We start from the raw sequence: 21,474 nt of genomic DNA, 5'->3' as shown, positions 1-21,474 counted from the left end.
AAACGTCGAACCGCGATCGGAGCGATCCCTCCCGATACCAGCTTGGCCGCTGGCCATCGTGCTCGCGGGACTGGCGTACCTCAGTCCCCGTCCCGGTGTGAGTGGCCTCCTGTTCGCCCTCGCATTCGCCTTGGTGGCGATCCATGGGCTGCGTTCGCGCCAGCTAGCAGGGAAACTGCGGCGCGATGTGCGCCACCTCGCCCAGAACGTCGACATGCTGGAAACCGCCGAGGGACTGGCAGGCTATGGCAGGTGGTGCATCGAACTAGACCCGCGCCGCCATCTCTGGTCCGAGGAAATGTGCCACTTGGCAAGCCTGCCTGCCGGTACGGCTCCGCGTGAGGAGATTCTCGAGCGTATCCTGCCCGACGGGCTGGCGCAGATCGAGACAACGCTGATGGCACACAAGCACGACCACGAAGCATTCGCTATCGAATTTGAAGTGGTCGATCGAAACGGCAATTCGCGCATCCTGCGGGCGAGGGCGCGCAATCTCTTCTCGCCCGAGGGCGTGCGCGAACAGGTCTTCATGGTGGTGCGCGATGTGACCGGAGATTACTCGCTCAAGCGAGACCGTGACGAGGCGCTGGAACGGGCGGCTCGCGCACAGCAGCAGGCCAACACCGACGAACTCACGGGGCTGGCCAACCGTAGGTCGGCAATGGCCTTCCTCGATCGCGCGGTGGTCGAGGCGCGAAAATGCGGCTATCCGCTTTCGGTCGTCGTATTCGATATCGATCACTTCAAGGCGGTCAACGACGGACATGGCCATCTGACCGGTGACAAGGTCATCAGGACGTTGGGCGAAATCGCCGCGCGCCAGGCGCGAGAATTGGATCTCGTGGGCCGCGTCGGCGGAGAGGAATTCATCTGGATCATGCCGGGCTGTGCGGCCGATGTAGCGTTCAGGGTTGCCGAAAGGCTGCGCTGGGCAGTGGAGGCAGGTACCCACAGCGCGTCCATTCCATCGATCACGATAAGCGCGGGTCATGCGGAGCTCGAGCCGGGCGACGCCTCGCTCATGCTGTTCGCGCGCGCGGATGCGGCGCTCTACGAGGCCAAGCGCGCAGGCCGCAACCGCGTGACAAAGGCTGCCTGACTAAGGCCTTCAAAGTAATCCGGATTTCGTAGAAACCCGGCACCCTTTAAACCGTCACGGAAATGCGCCATGGTGCTCGGCGGTTGCTCGATTCTGGCAGCCGGCAAGGGGAGAGCCGGGCCATGCCCCGCACCCAGACTAGCCATTCTCAACCTAGCGCTCGCGGCGATATTGCCGGGACCTATCGGCAAGTGCGCTCTTTGAGCGAGGCCCTGGTCGGCCCCTTGAGCGAGGCTGACGCCACGCTCCAGTCGATGGAAGACGCATCGCCTGCAAAATGGCACCTCGCGCATGTAACGTGGTTCTGGGAGACCTTCCTCCTGCGCGACCACAAGGCCGGTTATGCGCTCTACAACGATGACTGGCCCTACGTCTTCAACTCCTATTACGAAGCCGAGGGAGAGAGGATCGCGCGCTTCTCCCGCGGGATGCTCTCGCGGCCCACTCTTGGCGAGATCCTCGAATGGCGAGCGCATGTCGACGAGGCGATGCAGCCTTTGCTCGGGCGCGAGGACCTTCGGCCTCTGATCGAGCTCGGACTTGCACATGAGCAGCAGCATCAGGAACTGCTGCTGACCGATATCAAGCATGCTCTGTTCCAGAACCCCCTCGGCTCCGCGATGTGGGATGCGACCCCACCGCCTGCTCAAAAGCAGGAGGACGGCTGGCATAGCCACCCGGGCGGGATCGCCTTGGTCGGTCATCAGGAGAGCGGGTTCGCCTTCGACAATGAAGGCCCGGCGCACCGTGTGCTGCTCGAGCCGTTTGCGCTGTCTTCGCGGCTTGTGACCAATCGCGAGTGGGACGAGTTCATCGCTGATGGCGGATATCGCAACCCCGCAATCTGGCTGTCGGACGGCTGGGCCTGGGTGAACCAGAACGGCATTTCAGCGCCCTCCTATTGGCGCGAGGGCGAGCATTTTACCCATTGTGGCTGGCAGGCGCGCGATCCGGAGGCACCGGTTACGCACATCTCCTATTTCGAGGCCGACGCATTTGCCACATGGACCGGGTATCGCTTGCCCACCGAGTTCGAATGGGAAGCCATCGCGCGCGGTCAGGAAGGCGAAGCGCCTGCCCATGATGCGGCGGTCGGCAACCAGCTCGACCGGGCGGAACCACCGCTTCCGGTGGGCAGCGAAGGCCTGTTCGGCGATTGCTGGCAGTTCACCCGCTCGGCCTACCTGCCTTATCCGCGCTTTGAACCGGCAGAGGGCGCAGTCGGCGAATACAACGGTAAGTTCATGAGCGGGCAGTTCGTCCTCAAGGGCGCAAGCTGCGCGACCGCGAGAGGGCACTCGCGCCCCAGCTATCGCAATTTCTTCTATCCGCACCAGCGCTGGCAATTCACCGGCGTGAGACTGGCAAAGGACATATGACGAAAACAAACGGATTGGCACTCGTCGACCGCGACGACGACGGGGTGGACCGCGCCTTTCGCGGAGATGTGCTCGCAGGCCTGAGCCAGCGCCAGAAAGCCGTTCCGGCGCGCTGGCTCTATGACGATGCAGGCTCGCAATTGTTCGAGGATATTACCGACCTCGAGGAATATTATCCGACGCGTGCCGAGACCGAGATCCTGAAAGGCCGGGGCGAGGAGTTCGCAGCGCTGATCGGCGCGGGCAGGGCGGTGGTCGAGTTCGGCTCGGGCAGTTCGGTCAAGACACCGCTCCTGTTGAGGGCGATCGAGCCGGGTGCCTATGTGCCGCTCGATATCTCGGGCGATTTCCTGCGCGAATCCGCAGCCGCCCTTTCCGAGAAGTTTCCGGGGCTGGCGGTGCATCCGGTGGAAGCGGACTTCATGCGCGAAGTCGCTCTGCCCGATGAGGTCGCTGGCATGGAAAAGCTGGGGTTCTTCCCCGGTTCGACGATCGGGAACATGGTTGCAAGGACGGCTGTCGACCTGCTGCGCTCGATGCGTGCGACACTGGGCGCGGACCACGGTGAGGCGCCGTTGCTCCTCATCGGCATGGACCTCGTAAAGGACCGCGAGGTTCTGGAAGCCGCATATGACGACGCGCGCGGGGTGACGGCCGAGTTCAATCTGAACCTCGCCCGCCGCATCAATCGCGAGCTGGATGGCACCATCCCTATCGATGCCCTCGAGCACCAGGCCGTCTGGAACGACGAATTCGCCCGGATCGAAATGCACCTGGTGGCGACCCGCGACATCGCCTTCTCCGTGTCAGGGCGCGAGTTCGCCATGAAGGCGGGCGAGACGATCCACACGGAAAACAGCCACAAGTTCACCCGCAGGAGCGCGAATACCTTGCTTCTCGCCGGCGGCTGGACCCCGCGCGAGCGCTGGACCGACAGCAAGGGTCGCTTCTCTCTGATCCTCGCCGAGGCGACCGAGAAGCGCGAGGCGCCATAAGTTCATCGACGGGCAGGGTAGGCATACCTATATCGTCGTCATGGACTTCGAGCCCGTCCTCACGAGCCTGATGGAAATCGCGCAGACCGTTCCGCGGTCCGGCCTGCTGATCGGCACCATTGCCGCCCTGTTCCTGGGCTGGATCGGCGCCCTGATGCTGCGCAACAAGGTGGCAGGCGGCCGGCTCATCCGCACTCTCAGCACGCTCGCGCTGGTAGGCATTCTGCTCGCCGTGCTGGTGCAGGTCGCCCGTTTTGATCCGAGGTTGGACGCCTTCACCGAGATCGGCATGCCCGAACAGCGCATCGAAGGCGGCGAGACAGTGATCCCCATGTCCCCAGATGGCCATTTCTGGCTCAAGGCGGATGTCAACGGGACGCCCATGCGATTCCTCGTCGATACGGGCGCCACATTGACCGCTTTCTCCGCGGATGCGGCAAGCGCAGCAGGGCTGGAGCCTCGCACGGGCGGGCTACCCGTCAGGATCAGCACCGCAAACGGCACGGTGACGGCGGACCTCACCACGGTCGAGAGCTTGCGCCTAGGCAATATCGAGGCGCGCGGCATCGATGCAGTCATCGCGCCGAACCTCGGCCGCACCAATGTGCTGGGCATGAATTTCCTCTCGCGGCTCGACGGCTGGCGAGTGGAGAATGGCGAACTCATCCTCAATCCCGGCTTGCCGGCTGCCGAGTGATCGTTTGACGGACGCGTAGGAGCCGTTAAGTCGGGGGCGATGGCCAGCTCCTCTCCGCTCCCATCTCCGCCAAGCCTCGCCGAGCTGCTCGCCCGCGGGCCCTTGTCGCTGTTCCTCGACTTCGACGGTACGCTGGTAGGCATTGCGCCGAGGCCGGGTGATATCCACGTACCCGATACGCTGGCGGGCAATCTCCACGCCCTGCGCGACAGGCTCGATGGACGCCTCGCACTCGTGAGTGGTAGGGCACTCGACGATCTTCACACGCATCTCGGCGAAGTTTCCATCGCGCGCGCGGGTTCGCATGGTGCCTCGCGCTTTCTTGCCGATGGCACGCGCCTCGGCAAAGCCCCCACCGGATTGCCGGACGAGGCAGTCGCGGAATTGCGTAGCTTCGCCGACGAGCACGGCCTTTTCTACGAAACCAAGAGCCACGGCGGCGCGCTTCATTTCCGCGGTGATCCGCACAAGGAAGAGGCGACCCTCGACTTCGCGTCGCGCGTTGCGTCCCGGCACGGGCTCGACGTCACCAGCGGCAAGAGCGTTGCGGAACTCGTCAGACCGGGCGCGAACAAGGGCGCCGCGCTCGAAGCTTTCATGGCGATCGAACCCTTCTCCGGCAGCATGCCGGTCTTCATCGGCGACGATGTGACCGACGAGCACGGCATGGCCGCTGCAATCGAATTCTCCGGATTCGGCATTGCGGTCGGGGAACGGGCAAGCAAGGCTGCGCGCTATCATCTCGAAGATGTCGCTGCAGTGCATCAATGGCTGGATCTATGAACGAACCCAATCTCGAACTTTCCCCCATCGGCAATTGCCAGGTCAGCGCGCTGGTCGACGAGGGGGGCGGGTTCGTCTGGGGATGTGTTCCGCGGGTCGATGGTGACCCGGTCTTCTGCTCCCTGCTCAATGGCGACAAGCGCGACGAAGGCGTCTGGCGCTTCGAACTCGAAGGGCAGGTCTCTTCGAGCCAGCACTATATCCGCAATACGCCGATCCTCGTGACGCGGCTGGAGGCTGAGGATGGCAGCGCGCTCGAAATCCACGATTTTGCGCCGCGTTTCGAAAGCTCGGGGCGGATGTACCGTCCGGTCGCCTTCATTCGCATCGTGCGGCCCGTCGCCGGCGCGCCCCGGCTGCGCGTGCGCCTGGCGCCGATGAAGAATTACGGTGAGTGCATAGCCGCAACGACCAACGGCACGAACCACATCCGCTACCTCGTCGGCGACCAGGCGCTGCGCCTTTCGACCGATGCTCCGGTTGGCTACATCCTCGAGGGACGCAGCTACCGCGTCGAGAGCGACCAGCACTTCTTCCTTGGCCCTGATGAGCCATTCTCGGGCAATATCCGCAGCGAACTGCGGCGGATGGAAGCGCAGACCAAGAAATACTGGCAGCACTGGGTGCGCGGGCTGCACATCCCGCTCGATTGGCAAGAGGAGGTCATTCGCGCGGCAATCGCGCTGAAACTCTGCCAGCATGAAGAGACGGGGGCCATTGTGGCTGCCCTGACGACTTCGATCCCCGAGGCGCCTGGAAGCCAGCGCAACTGGGACTATCGCTACTGCTGGATACGCGACAGCTATTACACGGTGCAGGCGCTGAACCGCCTCGGCGCGCTCGACGTGCTCGAGAAGTATCTCGCCTACCTTCGCAACATCATCGACCAGGCTCGCGGGGGGCAGATCCAGCCGCTCTATTCGGTCATGGGCGATCCGGAGCTGCACGAAAGCGAGGCGGAGCATCTTGCCGGTTATCGCGGCAACGGGCCGGTGCGCATCGGCAATGCCGCCTACAAGCAGGTTCAGTACGATTGCTATGGCCAGATCGTCATGCCGACCGCGCAGGCATTCTTCGACACGCGCCTGCTGCGCATGGCCGACGAGCGCGATTTCGCGCACCTCGAGGAAGTGGGCGAAGCGGCCTGGGCGAAGCACGACAAGCCCGATGCCGGCCTGTGGGAATTCCGCACGCGGCAGGAGGTGCACACCTATTCCGTCGTCATGTGCTGGGCCGCCTGCGACCGGCTTGCGAAGGTCGCCTCAAGGCTCGGCAAGGCTGACCGGGTGGCCTTCTGGCAGGAACGCGCCGACGCGATCAGGGCCAAGATCGAACAGGAAGCGTGGAGCGAGGATGGCGGCCATTACGGCGCCAGCTTCGAAAGCGATTACCTCGATGCGAGCCTGCTCCAGATGGTGGAACTGCGCTTCCTCAAACCCGATGACGAGCGCTTCCTCAAGACATTCGCCGCAGTCGAGCGCGACCTCAGGCGTGGCGACCATATGCTTCGTTACGCTGCCGAGGACGATTTCGGCGCTCCGGAAACCGCCTTCAACGTGTGTACCTTCTGGTTGATCGAGGCGCTGCACCTGACCGGACGCAGCGACGAGGCGCGCGAGTTGTTCTGCTCGATGCTCAGCCACACGACCAGGTCGGGCCTCCTGAGCGAAGACCTCGATTATGATACCGGCGAGCTCTGGGGGAACTTCCCGCAGACCTATTCGCTGGTAGGTATCATCAACTCTGCAGGCCATCTCTCGAAAAGCTGGAGCGAGGTGCGATGAGCGCCGACGCCCGGCTTGTCGTGATTTCCAACCGGGTCGCGGTGCCCAAGGCGCGCGGCGCGGCAGGTGCGCAGGGTGGTCTTGCAGGTGCGCTGCATTCGGCGCTCAAGGACCGCAGCGGGCTGTGGTTCGGATGGTCGGGCGAAGAGAGTGAGAGCGGCCGCACGGGCAATGTCTCCACCCAGACCAGCGACGGCGTGACTACAGCGACGATCGATCTCTCGGAGCGCGACGTCGAGGAATATTACAATGGCTATGCCAACTCGACGCTGTGGCCGCTGTTTCACTATCGGCTCGATCTTGCGCAGTACGAGCGCGAGACCGGCAAGGGCTACGAACGCGTCAACGAACGCTTCGCGGAGCTGGTCTCACCGCTGATCGAGGAAGACGACCTCGTCTGGGTCCATGACTATCACCTGGTCCCGCTCGGCGAACGTTTGCGATCGCGCGGCCTCAAGAACCGGATCGGGTTCTTCCTGCATATCCCGTGGCCGGCGACGCGACTGTTCGTCTCGCTACCCTATCACGAGCGCCTCGTGCGGACGATGCTGCACTACGACCTGATCGGCTTCCAGACGAAGGAATGGCTCGACAGCTTCCTTCACTATTGCCGGACCGAACTGGGCGCGGAGGTGGATGAAGGGACCGGCTCGGTGACACTCGATGGGCGCACGACTACGGCGCGCGCCTATCCCATCGGTATCGATTGGGATCACTTCAGTGCGCTCGGCGAAACCAAGGATGCCTGGGAGGCCGAACAGCGGCTTGCGACCTCGACCCGCGACAGGACTGCCATGATCGGGGTGGACCGGCTGGACTATTCCAAGGGCCTGCCGGAGCGTCTCGACGGTATTTCGCGCTTCTTCGACAAGAATCCCGAGCGCACGCGCGATCTGGTGTTCGTGCAGATCGCGCCGCCCAGCCGCGAGGATGTGGACAGTTACCAGGCGATCCGCGCCACGCTCGAGCAGAAGGCTGGCCAGATCAACGGCGCGCGCAGTGAGGTGGATCTCGTCCCCGTTCGCTACGTCAACCGCGGATATAGCCACTCCGAACTCTTCGGGTTCTTCCGTGCCTCGAAGATCGGCCTCGTCACGCCTTTGCGCGACGGCATGAACCTTGTCGCGAAGGAATACATCGCTGCGCAGGATCCTGAGGATCCCGGCGTCCTGATCCTCTCCCGCTTTGCCGGTGCGGCGGCGCAGATGGAGGATGCCTTGCTGGTCAATCCGCATAGTCCCGATGATCTTGCGCATGCGATCAAAACCGCGCTCGACATGCCGCGGGACGAGCGCAAGGCGCGCTATGAAAAGCTTATTGCTACGGTCAGGGACGACAACGTCCAGGACTGGACCAAGACTTTCCTCGAAGACCTCGACCGCGTAGTCGAGTACTGATCAGAAAACGGCGCGTTTTGAAGGCGCATCGCGCCAGCGACCGGTGGCCTGTTCGAGGTGATCCATCAGGCTCAGGTGCCGTGGCCGCTCGGAACGCGGGGTGAGCACTTCATCGACCTGCCGCAGCAGGGTTTCGGGCTCGAAGGGTTTTCTCAGATAGGCTTGCGCCCCGTTGTGGAAGGCGGCGTTCTCATCCTCGATACCGCTGATGCCAGTGAACATGATGACGGGCAGGTCGTAATTCTCGGCCGAACTGCGCAGCGAGCGAAGCACCTGTGCGCCCGTCAGCCCGGGCATGTCCTGATCGAGCAAGAGGAGGTCGGGTCGCCGCCAGTTGAGCAGTTCGAGTGCCCTTTCGCCGTCCGGGACCCAACCGGAGGCATGGCCTGCATCCATCAGGATCTGGCTCGCCATTTCGGCAATGATCTCGTCGTCGTCGACTATCAGGATATGGGCCACGTGCATCTCCGTTCCGGCTCGCGATGTGCAGTGGCACGAAACCTCGCCACGGCCGGTAATTCGGGCAATACGGATTGTTACGCAGTGCCATGGCTGGCACGAGGGACCTCATGATTCGCGATCCGTTCATTCCGACAGAAGGCATCCACAACCTCCGCGATTTCGGCGGGTGGAAAACGGGCGAGGGCGGCAGCGTGCGCACCGGCCTGCTGTGGCGGTCCGGCCAGCATGTCGACGCAAGCGATGCAGACCTCGCCGCCGTAGACGCTCTCGATATCCGCACGATCATCGACCTGCGCGGCGAATCCGAGCGGGAGCGGAACCCGTGTCGCCGTTCGGATCGATGGGCGGGCGAGGTCATCGCCTATGAGGGTGAAACCACGTCCAGCCCGCCGCACATGAACGTCGCGCCCGACACGACAACAGCGGAATTCGCGCGAGAGAGGATGATCGGCGTCTACACGCGGATGCCCCGCAATCCGGCCATGACCGAAATGTTTTCGCGGTATTTCAAGGCGCTGGACGAGCGCGAGGGAGGCAGTCTCGTGCACTGCTTTGCCGGGAAGGACCGCACCGGCGTCGCAGCCATGCTTGTGCTCCATGTGCTCGGCGTACACCGCGACGAGCAGATGGCCGAGTTTCTGCGCACCAATGACGCGCCCACTCTCGAGGTGCTGGCCAGCCAGTCAGTGCCCGGGATCGAGGCTAAGCTGGGCCGCAAGCTCGACGGCGATGCTATCCGCGCGCTGCTCGAGGTCCATGAGGACTATCTCGCCACTTTCTGGCGCGTGGCAGCGGAGGATCACGGATCGCTCGACGCCTATCTCGAAAACGCCTTAGGTGTGGATGAGGTGTTGAAGGAGCGGCTCAAGGCGCGCTTCGTGGCGTGACTCTGGCGGGGGCAATCCCCATATAGCCTGTTCACTTCAATCCGAGACGTTCCAAGAGAAAAGACCATGGCTACCCATCGCACCAAGATGCTCATCATCGGCTCCGGTCCTGCCGGCTATTCCGCTGCCATTTACGGCGCGCGCGCGATGATGGAGCCGATCGTGGTGCAAGGCCTCCAGCCCGGCGGCCAGCTGACCATCACCACCGATGTCGAGAATTATCCCGGCTTCGCCGACGTCATCCAGGGTCCCTGGCTCATGGAGCAGATGCAGAAGCAGGCAGAACACGTCGGCACACGGATGATGTGGGACACGATCGTCGACGTCGATGTATCGAAGGGTTCGCCGTTCACCGCCAAGGGCGACAGCGGCGATGAATATATCGCCGACGTCCTCGTGATCTGCACCGGTGCGCAGGCCAAGTGGCTGGGCGTTCCGGGTGAAATGGAACTGGGCGGCAAGGGCGTTTCGGCCTGCGCGACCTGTGACGGCTTCTTCTATCGCGGCAAGAAGGTCGCGGTGATCGGCGGCGGGAATACCGCAGTCGAGGAAGCGCTCTATCTCACCAACCACTCGGACGACGTCACGCTGATCCATCGCCGCGACGAGCTTCGCGCAGAGAAGATCCTGCAGGAACGCCTGCTCAACCACCCGAAGATCACCGTGCTCTGGAACAAGACTGTCGAGAGCTTCGAGGCGGGTGAAAACGGCGCGCTGCACCATCTCAACCTGCGCGATACGCAGGGCGGTCCGGACAGCACCTTCGAATGTGATGGCGCATTCGTCGCGATCGGCCACGCTCCGGCGACCGAGCTGTTCAAGGGCAAGCTGCCCATGGACGATGGCGGCTACCTGCTGACGGAACCCGGCTCGCCCAAGACTGAAATTCCCGGCGTGTTCGCGGCCGGCGACGTCACCGACCACACCTATCGCCAGGCGGTCACCGCTGCAGGCATGGGCTGCATGGCGGCGCTCGATGCAGAGCGCTTCCTTGCGACGCTGGAAGTGGCGGAGCGCGAAGCGGCCGAATAGGCTGCTCCGGCACTCCGCCGGGTTCCATCACATGTGGATGTCGAACGCGTAGATCACCGCGTGGAAGATCAGCGCGATCAGCACGAGGCTGGACAGCGCGAACAGTACGAAGCGCACCATGACCTTGTTGGCGGTCGCCTGAACGATCGAGTGGATGATCCTGAGGCCGACGTAGATCCACGCCAGCAGCGCGTTCATCCCGTCGCCCCAGCCCACCATCGCAAGGAGCAGCGCCGTCGCATAGAAGACGGTCGGCTGCTCGTGCAGGTGGTTGTAGTTATGCGCCTTCCACTGGACTTCGGCAGGCAGGGCCTCGTCCAGCGACTTGGTCTTGCGTGCATCGTCGGGCGCAATTCCGGCTTTCGACATGGCCGGAATGCGGGTGGCGTACATCCACAGCCACATGATCATCGTCCAGGCGAGCAGTACGACGACGGGCTGCAGGATTTCGGAACGTGCGATTTCCATGGGTGATCTCCCTCAGGCAGGCGCAAGCGACGGGTCGAACAGGACGGTCGCCATGACCGCGCGGACCGCGAGAACCGTCAGGGCGAGCGTCGAGACGAGGAATAGCAGGAAGCGGAGCTTCACGATGTTGACCGTCGCCTGGTAAAGCGAATGGACGATCCGGATGGCGACATAGGCCCACGCCAGCAACACATCGATCGCGCCGGCGCCCATGATCGCAAGGATCACGACGGCAGCGTAGAAAATGGTCGGTTGCTCCATCAGGTGCGCGTAGTTGTGCGCCTTCCAGTTCACCTTGTCGGGGATGACCCCTTCAAGGTCCTGCCCCCGGCCGCCGGGCTTCGCTTCGCCAAGGCCGCTACCGACCTTCTTGATGGCTGGCAGGCGGGTGAAGGCCATCCAGTAGAGCATTATGAGCGACCAAAGGACGAGCACCGCCGCGGGGGCGAGCATCTGGGCTTGCATGATATTTCCCTCCCTGTTGTGACGCTAGACCTGCTTGGCAGCGCCGCGAATGTCAATTTCCCGCGATCGTCTTCGCGAACCTTTCCGCGTCGGTGTTTCCGCCGGTGAGCAGGATCACGGTATCCTCGTCGAGCGGGACCTTGCCGGCCAGCGCTGCGGCAAGCGCGGCCGCTCCGCCGGGTTCGACCACGAGGTTGAGCTTTGAAAATGCAAAGCGTTGTGCCTCGCGAACCTCTTCGTCGGTAACGGTGACGCCGGGCTCTGCGCGTCCTGCGAGGACCTCGAGATTGATCTCCTTCGTGGCATCGGGTTGCAGGGCATCGCAGATCGTCGTGGGCGGGTTTTCACCGACGCGGACGATATCGTTCCTTGCGACGGCTTGCCCGACCATGTCCCATCCCAGCGGTTCGACGATGTGGATCGCGCTTTCGGGGCAGGCGAGGGCGAGGCCCGCAGCGAGGCCTCCGCCGCCGCAGCAAGCGACCAAGCGGGAAGGTGCGCGGCCGAGCTGCCGGGCAATCTCGATCCCGGCGCTGCCCTGACCCTCGATCACCCATGGGTCGCCGAAAGCGTGGACAAGCGTGCCCCCGCGTTCCTCGATGAGTTTTGCGGCAACCTCGTCGCGGTCCTCGCCGGGGCGTTCGTAGAGGACGATTTCCGCGCCCAGTGCGCGGGTCGCTTCGAGTTTCACTGCCGGCGCATTGCGCGGCATCACGATAGTGGCGGCAATTCCCAGCTTGCGGGCAGCCCAGGCGACGCCCTGCGCATGGTTGCCCGAAGAGACCGCGATCACCCCGCGTGCCTTTTCCTCATCGGAAAAGTTGGAAAGGCGCCACCAGCCGCCGCGTATCTTGAATGCCCCGACCGGCTGCAGGCTCTCCGCCTTTACATGGCAGGCAATGCCGCCAATCTCGACAGGCAGCAGGGGTGTGGGAGGCAGGATCGCGGCAATCGATGCCGCTGCGTCGATCACGCCCTGCTCAGTGGGTTTGCGAATATCGGCTGGGACCATTTGGCTAGCCTAGTGCATTTCGCTAGAGGGCGCGCAAGATTCGAATTTCAGAAAAGAGGTTTCATCCATGTCGACAGTCCTGGTCATTGGTGCGGGCGGCGTCAGCTCGGTCTGCGTTCACAAGATGGCGATGAACAAGCATATCTTCACCGATATCCATCTCGCCAGTCGTACCAAGTCCAAGTGCGATGCCATTGCCGCCAGCGTGAAGGAACGCACCGGCGTCGATATCTCGACCTACGAGATCGATGCCGAGGAAGTCCCGGCCATGGTCAACCTGATCAGGAAAACGCAGCCGAGCCTCGTGGTGAACCTCGCGCTGCCCTACCAGGACCTTCCGATCATGGATGCCTGCCTCGAAGCAGGTGTCGATTACCTCGACACTGCGAACTACGAACCCAAGGACGAGGCTAAGTTCGAATACAAGTGGCAGTGGGCCTATCACGACCGCTTCAAGGACGCCGGCCTGATGGCGTTGCTTGGTTCGGGTTTCGACCCGGGCGTGACCAGCGTGTTCACGATGTGGCTGAAGAAGCACAAGCTCAAGACCATCCGCCAGCTCGACATCCTCGACTGCAACGGCGGCGACCACGGCCAGGCCTTCGCCACCAACTTCAACCCCGAAATCAACATCCGCGAAGTCACCGCGCCCGCGCGTCACTGGGAGAACGGCGAATTCGTCGAGACCCCGGCGATGGGCAAGAAGGTCGAGTTCGACTTCGAGGGTGTCGGCCCCAAGAACATGTACATGATGTATCACGAGGAGCTGGAAAGCCTCGCCAAGTTCAATCCCGAGCTCGAGCGTGCGCGCTTCTGGATGACCTTCGGTGACGAGTACATCAAGCACCTCACCGTTTTGCAGAACGTTGGCATGACGCGGATCGACCCGATCAAGTACAAGGGCCAGGAAATCATCCCGCTGCAGTTCCTTGCCGCCGTCCTGCCCAAGCCCGAAACGCTGGGCGAAACCACCAAGGGCAACACCAATATCGGTGTGATCGCGACCGGCGAAGCGCTCGACGGTTCGGGCGAGAAGACCTTCTACATCAACAACATCTGCAGCCATGAGGCCGCTTACGAGGAAACCGGCAACCAGGCGGTCTCCTACACCACGGGCGTGCCCGCGATGATCGGTTCGGCCATGGTGGTCACCGGCAAGTGGGAAGGTGACGGCGTGTTCAACATGGAAGAAATGGACCCCGATCCCTTCATGGACATGCTCAACGAGCACGGCCTGCCCTGGCAGGTGAAGGAACTTGATGGCCCCGTCGGTTTCTAGGGCTTTCGCAGCCGCAGGCGCTCTGGCGCTTGCGGCATGCGGTGGACCGGCGCGCGAGGACGCGCCGCGCGTCGATATGGACACCGATTGGGCGCAGGTGCCCGAGGACGTCGCATTCGGCGAATTGAGCGCGGTCGATGTCGACAGTCACGGACACATCTTCGTGCTGCACCGTGCCGGGCGCGAGTGGGTGGAGCCGTTCCCCGCCGAAGAAATCGCCGAGCCGACGGTCTTCATGTTCGCCTCCAATGGCAGGTTGCTCGGCAAGTGGGGCTCAGGCGCGCTGGTGATGCCACACGGCCTGTCGGTCGACGGCGAGGACAAGGTCTGGATCACCGACGTCGCCCGCGAACAGGTCCTTCGCTTCAGCCATGACGGCAATGAAGAGCTCGTCATCGGCGAGCGCGGTGTGTCGGGGCAGGACGGCGCGCATTTCGCGCGGCCGGCAGACGTGGCGTTCGTGGGTGACCGCGTGCTCGTCGCGGACGGCTATATCAACGATCGCATCGCTATCTTCGACCGGGAAGGGAATTTCCTCGGGCAGTGGGGCGAGGAGGGTGCCGGCGAGGGCCAGTTCGACTTGCCGCACGCCATCGCCGCCGATGAAGAGCGGATCTACGTCGCCGACCGCGAAAATGCGCGCTTGCAGGTGCTTACTCACGATGGTGAGCCCTTGGCGATCTGGAAGCCGGACGGGACGGGGCATCCCTATGCGGTCAAACCCATTGGCAGCGGCTATGCGTTGGTAGTGGAGGGGCGCGATGGCCAGAACCGATATGGCGCGATCATGCGGGTGTACCGTGCGGACGGCTCGCTCGAGCGAGTCTTCGATGCGGGTATCGATCCGCGGGAGGGCGAAAGCCTCGGTCACGACATCGCGCTGGCGCGTGACGGCAGCGTCTACATGATCGACAATCGCGCGGGCAGGGTGGTGAAATTCAAGCTGGCATCCGCCGGCGTCTCTGACGGGGACTGACTTCTCCCCTTTCGCTTGGCGCCGAGCGCGCCTAGATGCGCCTCCATGGAAACGAAAGCCGGCGATCCGGGCGCCTTTGCCCACTTCGATCTGAACCGTGTCGACAGCCCCGCATTCGTCGTGGATGCGGCGAAGCTTCGCGCAAATTGCCAGGTGCTCGCCGCCGTGCGCGACGAGGCGGGCATCAAGATGCTCAGCGCCTTGAAGGCCTTCTCCATGTGGAGCGCCGCGCCGATCATCGGCGAATATCTCGATGGCGTATGCACCTCGGGCCTTTGGGAAGCGCGGCTGGCGTCCGAGTTCTATGACGGCGAGATCAGCACCTATTGTGCCGCCTACAAGCCAGACGAGCTGGACGAGGTCTGCCGCCTTTCCGACCATGTGATCTTCAATTCGCCCGGCCAGATGGAGCGCGCTGCGCTCATCCTCGAGAATGCGCGCGCCAGCGGGCAGGATTTCGAGGTCGGTCTGCGTATCAATCCGATGGTCCCGACCGGCGAAGTGCCGCGATACGATCCCTCGAGCCCGGGCAGCCGCCTCGGTTTCCCGATCGACCAGCTCACGCCGGAAATCATGGAAGGCGTCGAGGGCATCCACTTCCACAATCTGTGCGAGCAGGATTTCGAGCCGCTCCACCGCACCTGGGACAAGGTGTTCGACGCGATCGAGCCGTGGTTCGGGCAGCTCAAGTGGATCAACATGGGCGGCGGGCACCACATCACCCGCGCCGACTACCAGCGCGAGGAGCTGGTCGAGTTCCTCAAGGATGCGAAGGAAGACACGGGGGCCGAGATCTATCTCGAACCGGGCGAAGCCGTGGCGCTCGATGCCGGCATCCTCGTCGGCACGATTCTCGATACCGGCTTCAACGAAGTGCCGGTTGCCATCGCGGACGTCTCGGCAACCTGCCACATGCCAGATGTGATCGAAGCCCCTTACCGTCCGGCCATGCTGGGCGAGGACACCAACTACGACACGCCCGAGGTGCGGATCGGCGGCCCGTCCTGTCTCGCCGGCGATGTCATCGGCGATTATCGGATCGCGGGCGGCGCAGAGGTCGGCAAGCGCTTCGCCTTCCTCGACCAGGCGCATTATTCGATGGTGAAAACGAACACCTTCAATGGCGTCCAGCTACCCAGCATCTGGATGTGGGACAGCGAGACCGACCAGCTCGAGCTCGTCAAGGAGTTCGGCTACGCGACGTTCCGCGACCGGCTGAGCTGATCGTCCGGCTCATTCGAAGTTTCGGTCGCTTTCTTCTCGGAAAGAGCAGCCTCTGCCGTCTTGAAGCATAGCCTGTCGCGACCGAGTTTCTTGGCAGCATAGAGCATCCGGTCGGCCTGGCGGAAAGTCGCGAGGTTGGAATTGCTTCCGACCTCGGCCAGTCCGGCGCTCGCCGTCACCGTATTCTCGAGACCCGGGATGCTGTTGTCGATCGCGATCGGGATGCGGTTGCGAAGGGCGTTGATCTCGACCTCGGCCATGGCCCGGCCATCCGACGGGATGATCACTGCGAATTCCTCGCCGCCAAGTCGCCAGGCGCCCGACAGCTTTCCGTCCGTCACGCCTTGCTTGAGCACGGAGGCGACCACCTTGAGAACGGCATCGCCCGTTTCGTGACCATAGCGGTCATTGACCTGCTTGAAGTGGTCCAGATCGATCAGGCCGAGGACTTCGCCGCGATTCCAGACACGGCGATCATAATCGCGGCGGTTGCGCAGGCCGGTGAGCGGATCGAGGCGCGATTCCGCCTCGAGGATCGCGCGCTCGGCCAGCGCAGAGTCGCGCTCCTTGCGCATGCGCTCGATCTGCCAGCCGATAATGAGCGTCAGCATGGAGGCCTCGATGGCCAGCGCGATGTGGAAGCCGAAATCGGTGATCGGAGGCAGGGTGTAGAGGTCGAGATTGCGGATCACCCGCTCAGCCCCGAACAGGAACGGCATTGCCCATGCGAGCGCGAAAACCTTCGCGTTCTCGTTGCCTCGGCGCCAGGCGACCGCGGTGACGATGATCGTCGTGACCATTCCGGGCAGGAAGGCCGCATTGTAAAGCGTGCGCAGGTTCACATCCAGCAACGCACTCAGCGGAAGGAGGAATCCTGCGAGGAACGCTAACGAAGCGGAGACCATGATCGCGCCGCGCAGGCCACGCCCCAGTTCCGCCCGCCGGAAGAAATCGAGGGCGAAGGGCCCGAGAAGGGCTATCGCCCAGGCAAGCGAGGCATAGGTCACCGTCGCGCGGTCCCACAGCGACAGCCACGGGAAAGCGACAAATACCACCGATCCGGAGCATGCGACGTAGATCGTCAGCAGGGTCGAGTAGCTCGCGTGGAGCCAGGCGTAGGGACGCCGGATTGCTACGGCGAGCAAGGTGCTTGTGGCGACGGTGAGGCCGAGAATCCCGAGAATGATACCCAGCAGGATCAGCGATGCGGTGCGCAGCGTTTCGGCGAACTCGGGGTCCTGGAAGCCGATTTCCTTCGCATCCATGGTGCCCAGCGACTGGTCGAAGCGGACGTAGACGGTGTCGCCGCGTTTCAGGTCTAGGTCGAGCGCATAGCGCGAACCCGATGTCCAGGCTTCCGCGATCCGGTGTTCCGAGAAATAGCGCTCGTCGAGCGAACCGTCGGCCGCTTCGATCCCCAGGACGAATCCGTCCATGGGTAGCGAATGCCCGACCATGGTCGTCGGGCCGACGCGCAGGTCGTCTCCGCTGTACTTCAGCCAGCCATGGCTTTCGGCAGCAACTGCGGCCTTGCCGTTGTCGCAGACCCAGCCGTCTGCGCCAGCCGCTTCGCTGAGGCTCATTTGCTGCTGGCTGGCGAGCATGCAGATTTCGGCTTGGGCAGGGCGCGGGAGAGCCGCGCCCGCAACTGCGAGCACAAGTGCAAAACTGTACATGATTCGAGAAGCGAGCCCCATAGGCTGCGGATAGCACTCAAAGCCTAAACTGACCTTAACCAAAAGTCCGTTTCAGCCTTGCAGCGTCAATTTTTCCGCCTTTTTCCAGCCCGTCGGTCCATCGCGCGGTTGCCTCGCGATATCGCGGCCTCCGGTTGAACCTTTCGCGTCATTATTCATTTGCGTTTCATGACGTACGAATTATATGCGCGCCTCCGCTGCCCCAAGGGGACTCTAAACCGCAAGGCAGCCCTTGTCTGACACTTCACCGTTCAGGGGGTCCCTTGAGTTGCAGCATTATCCCGACGCCAGGTCCGTAGTTCGCGCCCTCGAGCCGGACGAACCGATCATCCTCAATCGCCCGCACGCCGCTGCGCGCGCTGCCCGCTTCTTTGTCGAGAAGTTCCCGGGCAAGTCGCTCTATGCGGTGAAGGCGAACCCGTCGCCCGACCTGTTCCAGATCCTGTGGGACAACGGCATCACGCATTATGACGTCGCCTCGATCGCCGAAGTGCGTTCGGTGCGCTCGGTCCTGCCCGATGCGACGCTATGCTTCATGCACCCGGTCAAATCGCCCGGCGCGATCCGCGAGGCGTACTTCCAGCACGGGGTAAAGACCTTCAGCCTCGATTCCAGCGAGGAACTGGCAAAGATCGTCAAGGCGACCCGCGACGAAGACGGCAATGACGCGACCGACCTGCGTCTTTGCGTGCGCCTGCGCGTCTCGAGCGAGCACGCCGCGCTGAGCCTTGCTGCCAAGTTCGGCTGCGACCTCACCGAAGCGCCCGCACTGCTTCAGGAAACCCGCCAGTATGCAGACTGGCTGGGCGTCTGCTTCCACGTCGGCAGCCAGGCAATGAGCCCGTTCGCTTACGTGCAGGCGCTCGACCGCACGCGTGCGGCGATTGCCGAGGCATCGGTGGTCATCGACATGATCGACGTGGGTGGCGGCTTCCCGAGCGTCTATCCCGGCATGGAGCCGCCGCCGCTCGAAGACTATTTCAAGATCATCCACCAGCACTTCTACGCGCTGCCTGTCGCCTACAACGCAGAGCTGTGGTGCGAGCCGGGCCGTGCGCTGTGCGCCGAATACTCGAGCCTCGTGGTGAAGGTGGAAAAGCGCCGCGGCGAAGAACTCTACATCAATGACGGTGCCTATGGCGCGCTGTTCGATGCTGCGCATGTGGACTGGAAATTCCCGGTCCGCGCGCTCGAGGACGACCTCATCAAGCCAGAGATGGACTTCGCCTTCTACGGCCCGACCTGCGACGACGCCGATTACATGCCCGGTCCCTTTGGCCTGCCCGAGGACATCCAGGCCGGCGACTATATCGAGATCGGCATGCTCGGTGCCTACGGCGCGGCAATGAAGACCGATTTCAACGGCTTCGGCGCGGCAGAGCGCATCATCGTGACCGACGAGCCGATGGCGAGCCTGTACGACGGCAGCCGTTCGCGTCCGCAGGCCGACAACGTCGTAAACCTGCGATAGGCAATTCTCATCCGTACTCGGAGCGGTGGCTTTCGAGTACGGGTTTCACTCTCCCGAGCGCTTCTCCGACAAGCGTGGGGAATTCCTCCGTTTCGAGCTCCAGAACGGCATTGTGAGCCGCAGCGATGCGCTTTGCCTGTGCCCAGTCTGTGCCGAGTGCGATTGCCCACTCGCGAAACGCGTCGGCCGCGCCAGCGCGAGGCTCGAGCGCCTTGGCCAGCGTCGGGTGGAAATCGAGCCTGCGGATCATCGCCAGCAGCGAGAGCGGAAAGCCCATGTCGAGATAAACGAGCGTGTCGTCGACGTGGATCGTCCCGCTGCTGCGGTGCAGGGCCAGCACGGACGAGAAATGGACGTTCTCGTCATCGCAGACGAGCGGCACGCCTGCAGGCACCTTGAAGTCGAAATCGACGCCGAACTTGTCTGCAAGCTCGGCGTCCTCGCACAGCGTGTCCTGCCACGGCAATTGCGGCAGCTTCCGGTTGTGCCGCGCGGTCCCGTAGAGGCGCGCATCTGGATACGCGTTGTGCATCCATTCGCAGTGCAGCGTATGGAAGGGATGCAGGTTGAGGATCGCCGTCAGCCTGCGACCACCGTCGGTCAGCAGGTCGACCTCCCTCTTCACGTCGTCGGGAAGTGTATAGCTGTCGAGAAAGACGTAATTCCCGTCCGCGAGGTGCACGAGCGAAGCCTGGGTGCCGAGGTTGATAACCCCACCCAGTTTGAAATTGCCGCTTACGCGCCAGAAACCTTCGCCAATTTCGGTCAGTCTTCCTGTCATGAACTCGCCTCCTGCAAAGCGAACCATCGAGCCATGCAAGGTTTCCCGCGGCGCGCGAGTACGGCGATGCGGGAGGCTTATTCGCCGAAGCGCACCAGGACCTGCGCACCGACACCCACGTCGGGGCTGCCGTCGGCAAGACCGGTATAGGCGTAGCCTTGCAGGCGCAGGCTGTCGTTGAGCTTCTGGGTCAGCGATCCTGTCAGTTCGCTGCGGTTGGGTGCTGTCGGCAGCGAACCGTCGCGCCAGTCGTAATCGAGACCGAAAGTGCTGTCGCCCGACACGAGGTAGAGACCGGCACCGGCCAGCCAGACGTCCTCGAGCGGGAAATCGTCATTCTCGCCATTGAAACGGCGCCCGGCACGTACGGCCGCGCTGACATCGCCGAAGACCTGCAGAAGCTCGCCCTGCAGGGTGAAATCGGTGGTCCCGGTTGAGAGGGCCTTCTCCTGTGAACCCGTGGGAAGCTTCACCTTGCCGGTAACGTCGAAGTAGGTCGTATCCGAAAGGCCCAGGCTATAGGTCGCCGCGATATTGGTGTCGCCAATGCCAGAGCGCGACGAGCTCGACGGACCACCGCCGCCGCCATTGCCCTGACCGTTCCCGCGCACACCGCCGTCTCCGGGAATGACATCGGACGGACCCGAGACATTGATGTAGGGAACAGAGACCCGCAGGTTGAAGTCGCCTCGCTGGAGCTTCACCGAAACCGGTATGGCGAGGAAATCGGTGTCTTCGTCCTGACCATAGTCGCCGGTCGAGTAATCCGCCCCGATCGCGACCTGGACGTAGTCGTCGTCGGCACGTGCCACCTGGGGCAAGGCAACAAGCAGGGCAGAAGCGGCGAATGCCAGGGTGTGCTTGGTCATCGGTTCTTTCGCGTCATGAATTCTGGAATGGTAAGGCGCCGCGCACCCGGCCTCCTGAACGACCGGGCGCACGGCGCGCATTCAACCGGGCTGGTTAGCCGCCGCGGCCCGGGCGATCGGGACGCTCAGGCTTTTCCGGCTTTTCGGGCTTCTCGGGGCGCTCGGGCTTGTCCGGGCGATCGGCCTTGGCGGGACGCTCTGCACGGGCGACGCGTTCGGCCTTTTCGTGCGTCACGACTGCGCGCTCGCCTTCGACCTTGGTGATCGTGTGTGTGTTGCCCGACGGCGTTTCGACCGTCTGGACCCAACCGGTTTCGACGGTTTCGAACGTCGGGTTTCCATCAGCGTCGAGAACAGGATTGCCCTCGTCGTCGACCACTTCGCGCTCTTCGGTGAGAGCTTCGCGGGTTACGACTGCGCCGGTGGGCTCGGCAGTGTCGGTGCCGGCATCGGTGTCGGTCGAACCGTCATCCTGCGCGAGCGCGGGATTGAAAGCCGCCAGTGTCAGTGCGGTCGGCAATGCGACCAAAGTCAGTTTTTTCATTGTTGCTACCCTCCATCGAGCCTTGGAGCGGCATCGCGCCGTTCCGCAAGCTGGTTCGGGCATCGGTCTTAATTCTGCTGCAATAGGCAAGGTTAGTGCGGCAGGCCGACAAAATGGAGCGGTAAGGGGACATGCCCCGCCGTCCACTGGTCTCAGTGGTTAAGATGGACTTA

At 63.2% G+C, this 21,474-nt stretch carries 21 protein-coding genes; 13 read left to right on the top strand and 8 right to left on the bottom strand.

Features of this window, described 5'->3' with window-relative positions; all coding sequences use genetic code 11:
* Nucleotides 1-97 precede the first annotated feature (97 nt).
* From K3163_RS09950 to K3163_RS09920, 7 genes are all read left to right on the top strand, one after another.
* A complete protein-coding gene (locus K3163_RS09950; protein WP_221554113.1) occupies nucleotides 98-1,099 on the top strand; it encodes a GGDEF domain-containing protein in 1,002 nt (333 codons plus the stop codon).
* A gap of 122 nt (nucleotides 1,100-1,221) precedes the next feature.
* Nucleotides 1,222-2,478, top strand: coding sequence for an ergothioneine biosynthesis protein EgtB (egtB, locus tag K3163_RS09945; RefSeq protein ID WP_221554112.1), 1,257 nt, complete (start codon nucleotides 1,222-1,224; stop codon nucleotides 2,476-2,478).
* Nucleotides 2,475-3,473: an L-histidine N(alpha)-methyltransferase gene (gene egtD / locus K3163_RS09940; protein WP_221554111.1), complete on the top strand. Its 999-nt coding sequence runs from the start codon at nucleotides 2,475-2,477 to the stop codon at nucleotides 3,471-3,473. The genes egtB and egtD overlap by 4 nt, the downstream gene beginning before the upstream one ends.
* Nucleotides 3,474-3,513: 40 nt before the next feature.
* Entirely contained in the window at nucleotides 3,514-4,170 is a 657-nt protein-coding gene (locus tag K3163_RS09935; RefSeq protein WP_221554110.1) for a retropepsin-like aspartic protease family protein, read from the top strand.
* 39 nt (nucleotides 4,171-4,209) lie between these two features.
* Entirely contained in the window at nucleotides 4,210-4,953 is a 744-nt protein-coding gene (gene otsB / locus K3163_RS09930) for a trehalose-phosphatase (protein WP_221554109.1), read from the top strand.
* Entirely contained in the window at nucleotides 4,950-6,737 is a 1,788-nt protein-coding gene (locus K3163_RS09925) for a glycoside hydrolase family 15 protein (protein WP_221554108.1), read from the top strand. The genes otsB and K3163_RS09925 overlap by 4 nt, the downstream gene beginning before the upstream one ends.
* The gene (locus K3163_RS09920; RefSeq protein ID WP_221554107.1) at nucleotides 6,734-8,134 is read left to right on the top strand and encodes an alpha,alpha-trehalose-phosphate synthase (UDP-forming); all 1,401 of its coding nucleotides are present in this window, start codon (nucleotides 6,734-6,736) and stop codon (nucleotides 8,132-8,134) included. Before K3163_RS09925 ends, K3163_RS09920 begins: the two co-directional genes overlap by 4 nt.
* Here K3163_RS09920 and K3163_RS09915 read toward each other — a convergent pair whose 3' ends face one another.
* A complete protein-coding gene (locus K3163_RS09915; protein ID WP_221554106.1) occupies nucleotides 8,135-8,593 on the bottom strand; it encodes a response regulator in 459 nt (152 codons plus the stop codon).
* A 110-nt stretch (nucleotides 8,594-8,703) separates the two neighbouring features.
* Here K3163_RS09915 and K3163_RS09910 point away from each other — a divergent pair, with 110 nt between their 5' ends.
* Together K3163_RS09910 and trxB are read left to right on the top strand one after the other, a co-directional pair.
* Nucleotides 8,704-9,483, top strand: a complete 780-nt coding sequence (locus tag K3163_RS09910) for a tyrosine-protein phosphatase (RefSeq protein ID WP_221554105.1) — start codon at nucleotides 8,704-8,706, stop codon at nucleotides 9,481-9,483.
* Nucleotides 9,484-9,549: 66 nt separating this feature from the next.
* Nucleotides 9,550-10,515, top strand: a complete 966-nt coding sequence (trxB, locus tag K3163_RS09905; RefSeq protein ID WP_221428059.1) for a thioredoxin-disulfide reductase — start codon at nucleotides 9,550-9,552, stop codon at nucleotides 10,513-10,515.
* A 27-nt stretch (nucleotides 10,516-10,542) separates the two neighbouring features.
* Here trxB and K3163_RS09900 read toward each other — a convergent pair whose 3' ends face one another.
* The 3 genes from K3163_RS09900 to K3163_RS09890 are packed head-to-tail and all read right to left on the bottom strand — an operon-like array spanning nucleotide 10,543 to nucleotide 12,460.
* Entirely contained in the window at nucleotides 10,543-10,983 is a 441-nt protein-coding gene (locus K3163_RS09900) for an MAPEG family protein (RefSeq protein WP_221554104.1), read from the bottom strand.
* A 12-nt stretch (nucleotides 10,984-10,995) separates the two neighbouring features.
* Nucleotides 10,996-11,448, bottom strand: a complete 453-nt coding sequence (locus K3163_RS09895; RefSeq protein ID WP_221428061.1) for an MAPEG family protein — start codon at nucleotides 11,446-11,448, stop codon at nucleotides 10,996-10,998.
* 52 nt (nucleotides 11,449-11,500) lie between these two features.
* A complete protein-coding gene (locus K3163_RS09890) occupies nucleotides 11,501-12,460 on the bottom strand; it encodes a threonine ammonia-lyase (RefSeq protein ID WP_221554103.1) in 960 nt (319 codons plus the stop codon).
* Between the two features lie 67 nt (nucleotides 12,461-12,527).
* Between K3163_RS09890 and K3163_RS09885 the strand changes: the two genes are divergently transcribed.
* The 3 genes from K3163_RS09885 to K3163_RS09875 are packed head-to-tail and all read left to right on the top strand — an operon-like array spanning nucleotide 12,528 to nucleotide 15,939.
* Nucleotides 12,528-13,739: a saccharopine dehydrogenase family protein gene (locus K3163_RS09885; RefSeq protein WP_221554102.1), complete on the top strand. Its 1,212-nt coding sequence runs from the start codon at nucleotides 12,528-12,530 to the stop codon at nucleotides 13,737-13,739.
* Nucleotides 13,720-14,715 carry a peptidyl-alpha-hydroxyglycine alpha-amidating lyase family protein gene (locus tag K3163_RS09880; protein WP_221554101.1) on the top strand — a complete coding sequence of 332 codons (996 nt, stop codon included), beginning with the start codon at nucleotides 13,720-13,722 and terminating at the stop codon, nucleotides 14,713-14,715. The genes K3163_RS09885 and K3163_RS09880 overlap by 20 nt, the downstream gene beginning before the upstream one ends.
* Before the next feature lie 45 nt (nucleotides 14,716-14,760).
* The gene (locus K3163_RS09875; RefSeq protein WP_221554100.1) at nucleotides 14,761-15,939 is read left to right on the top strand and encodes a carboxynorspermidine decarboxylase; all 1,179 of its coding nucleotides are present in this window, start codon (nucleotides 14,761-14,763) and stop codon (nucleotides 15,937-15,939) included.
* Here K3163_RS09875 and K3163_RS09870 read toward each other — a convergent pair.
* Complete coding sequence (locus K3163_RS09870) at nucleotides 15,909-17,615, bottom strand: sensor domain-containing diguanylate cyclase (protein WP_221554099.1); 1,707 nt, start codon at nucleotides 17,613-17,615, stop codon at nucleotides 15,909-15,911. The genes K3163_RS09875 and K3163_RS09870 overlap by 31 nt on opposite strands.
* Before the next feature lie 289 nt (nucleotides 17,616-17,904).
* Here K3163_RS09870 and K3163_RS09865 point away from each other — a divergent pair, with 289 nt between their 5' ends.
* Nucleotides 17,905-19,107 carry a type III PLP-dependent enzyme gene (locus tag K3163_RS09865; protein ID WP_221428067.1) on the top strand — a complete coding sequence of 401 codons (1,203 nt, stop codon included), beginning with the start codon at nucleotides 17,905-17,907 and terminating at the stop codon, nucleotides 19,105-19,107.
* A gap of 7 nt (nucleotides 19,108-19,114) precedes the next feature.
* Here K3163_RS09865 and K3163_RS09860 read toward each other — a convergent pair whose 3' ends face one another.
* From K3163_RS09860 to K3163_RS09850, 3 genes are all read right to left on the bottom strand, one after another.
* The gene (locus K3163_RS09860; RefSeq protein WP_221554098.1) at nucleotides 19,115-19,888 is read right to left on the bottom strand and encodes a hypothetical protein; all 774 of its coding nucleotides are present in this window, start codon (nucleotides 19,886-19,888) and stop codon (nucleotides 19,115-19,117) included.
* Nucleotides 19,889-19,965: 77 nt separating this feature from the next.
* Nucleotides 19,966-20,757, bottom strand: a complete 792-nt coding sequence (locus K3163_RS09855; protein WP_221554097.1) for a transporter — start codon at nucleotides 20,755-20,757, stop codon at nucleotides 19,966-19,968.
* Nucleotides 20,758-20,851: 94 nt separating this feature from the next.
* Nucleotides 20,852-21,301: a hypothetical protein gene (locus K3163_RS09850; protein ID WP_221554096.1), complete on the bottom strand. Its 450-nt coding sequence runs from the start codon at nucleotides 21,299-21,301 to the stop codon at nucleotides 20,852-20,854.
* Nucleotides 21,302-21,474 lie beyond the last annotated feature (173 nt).

The organism is Qipengyuania xiapuensis, from assembly GCF_019711395.1.
Lineage (GTDB): Bacteria > Pseudomonadota > Alphaproteobacteria > Sphingomonadales > Sphingomonadaceae > Qipengyuania > Qipengyuania xiapuensis.
The sequence above is the reverse complement of the archived record's forward strand: the minus strand, read 5'-3'. Positions and strand labels throughout refer to the sequence as shown.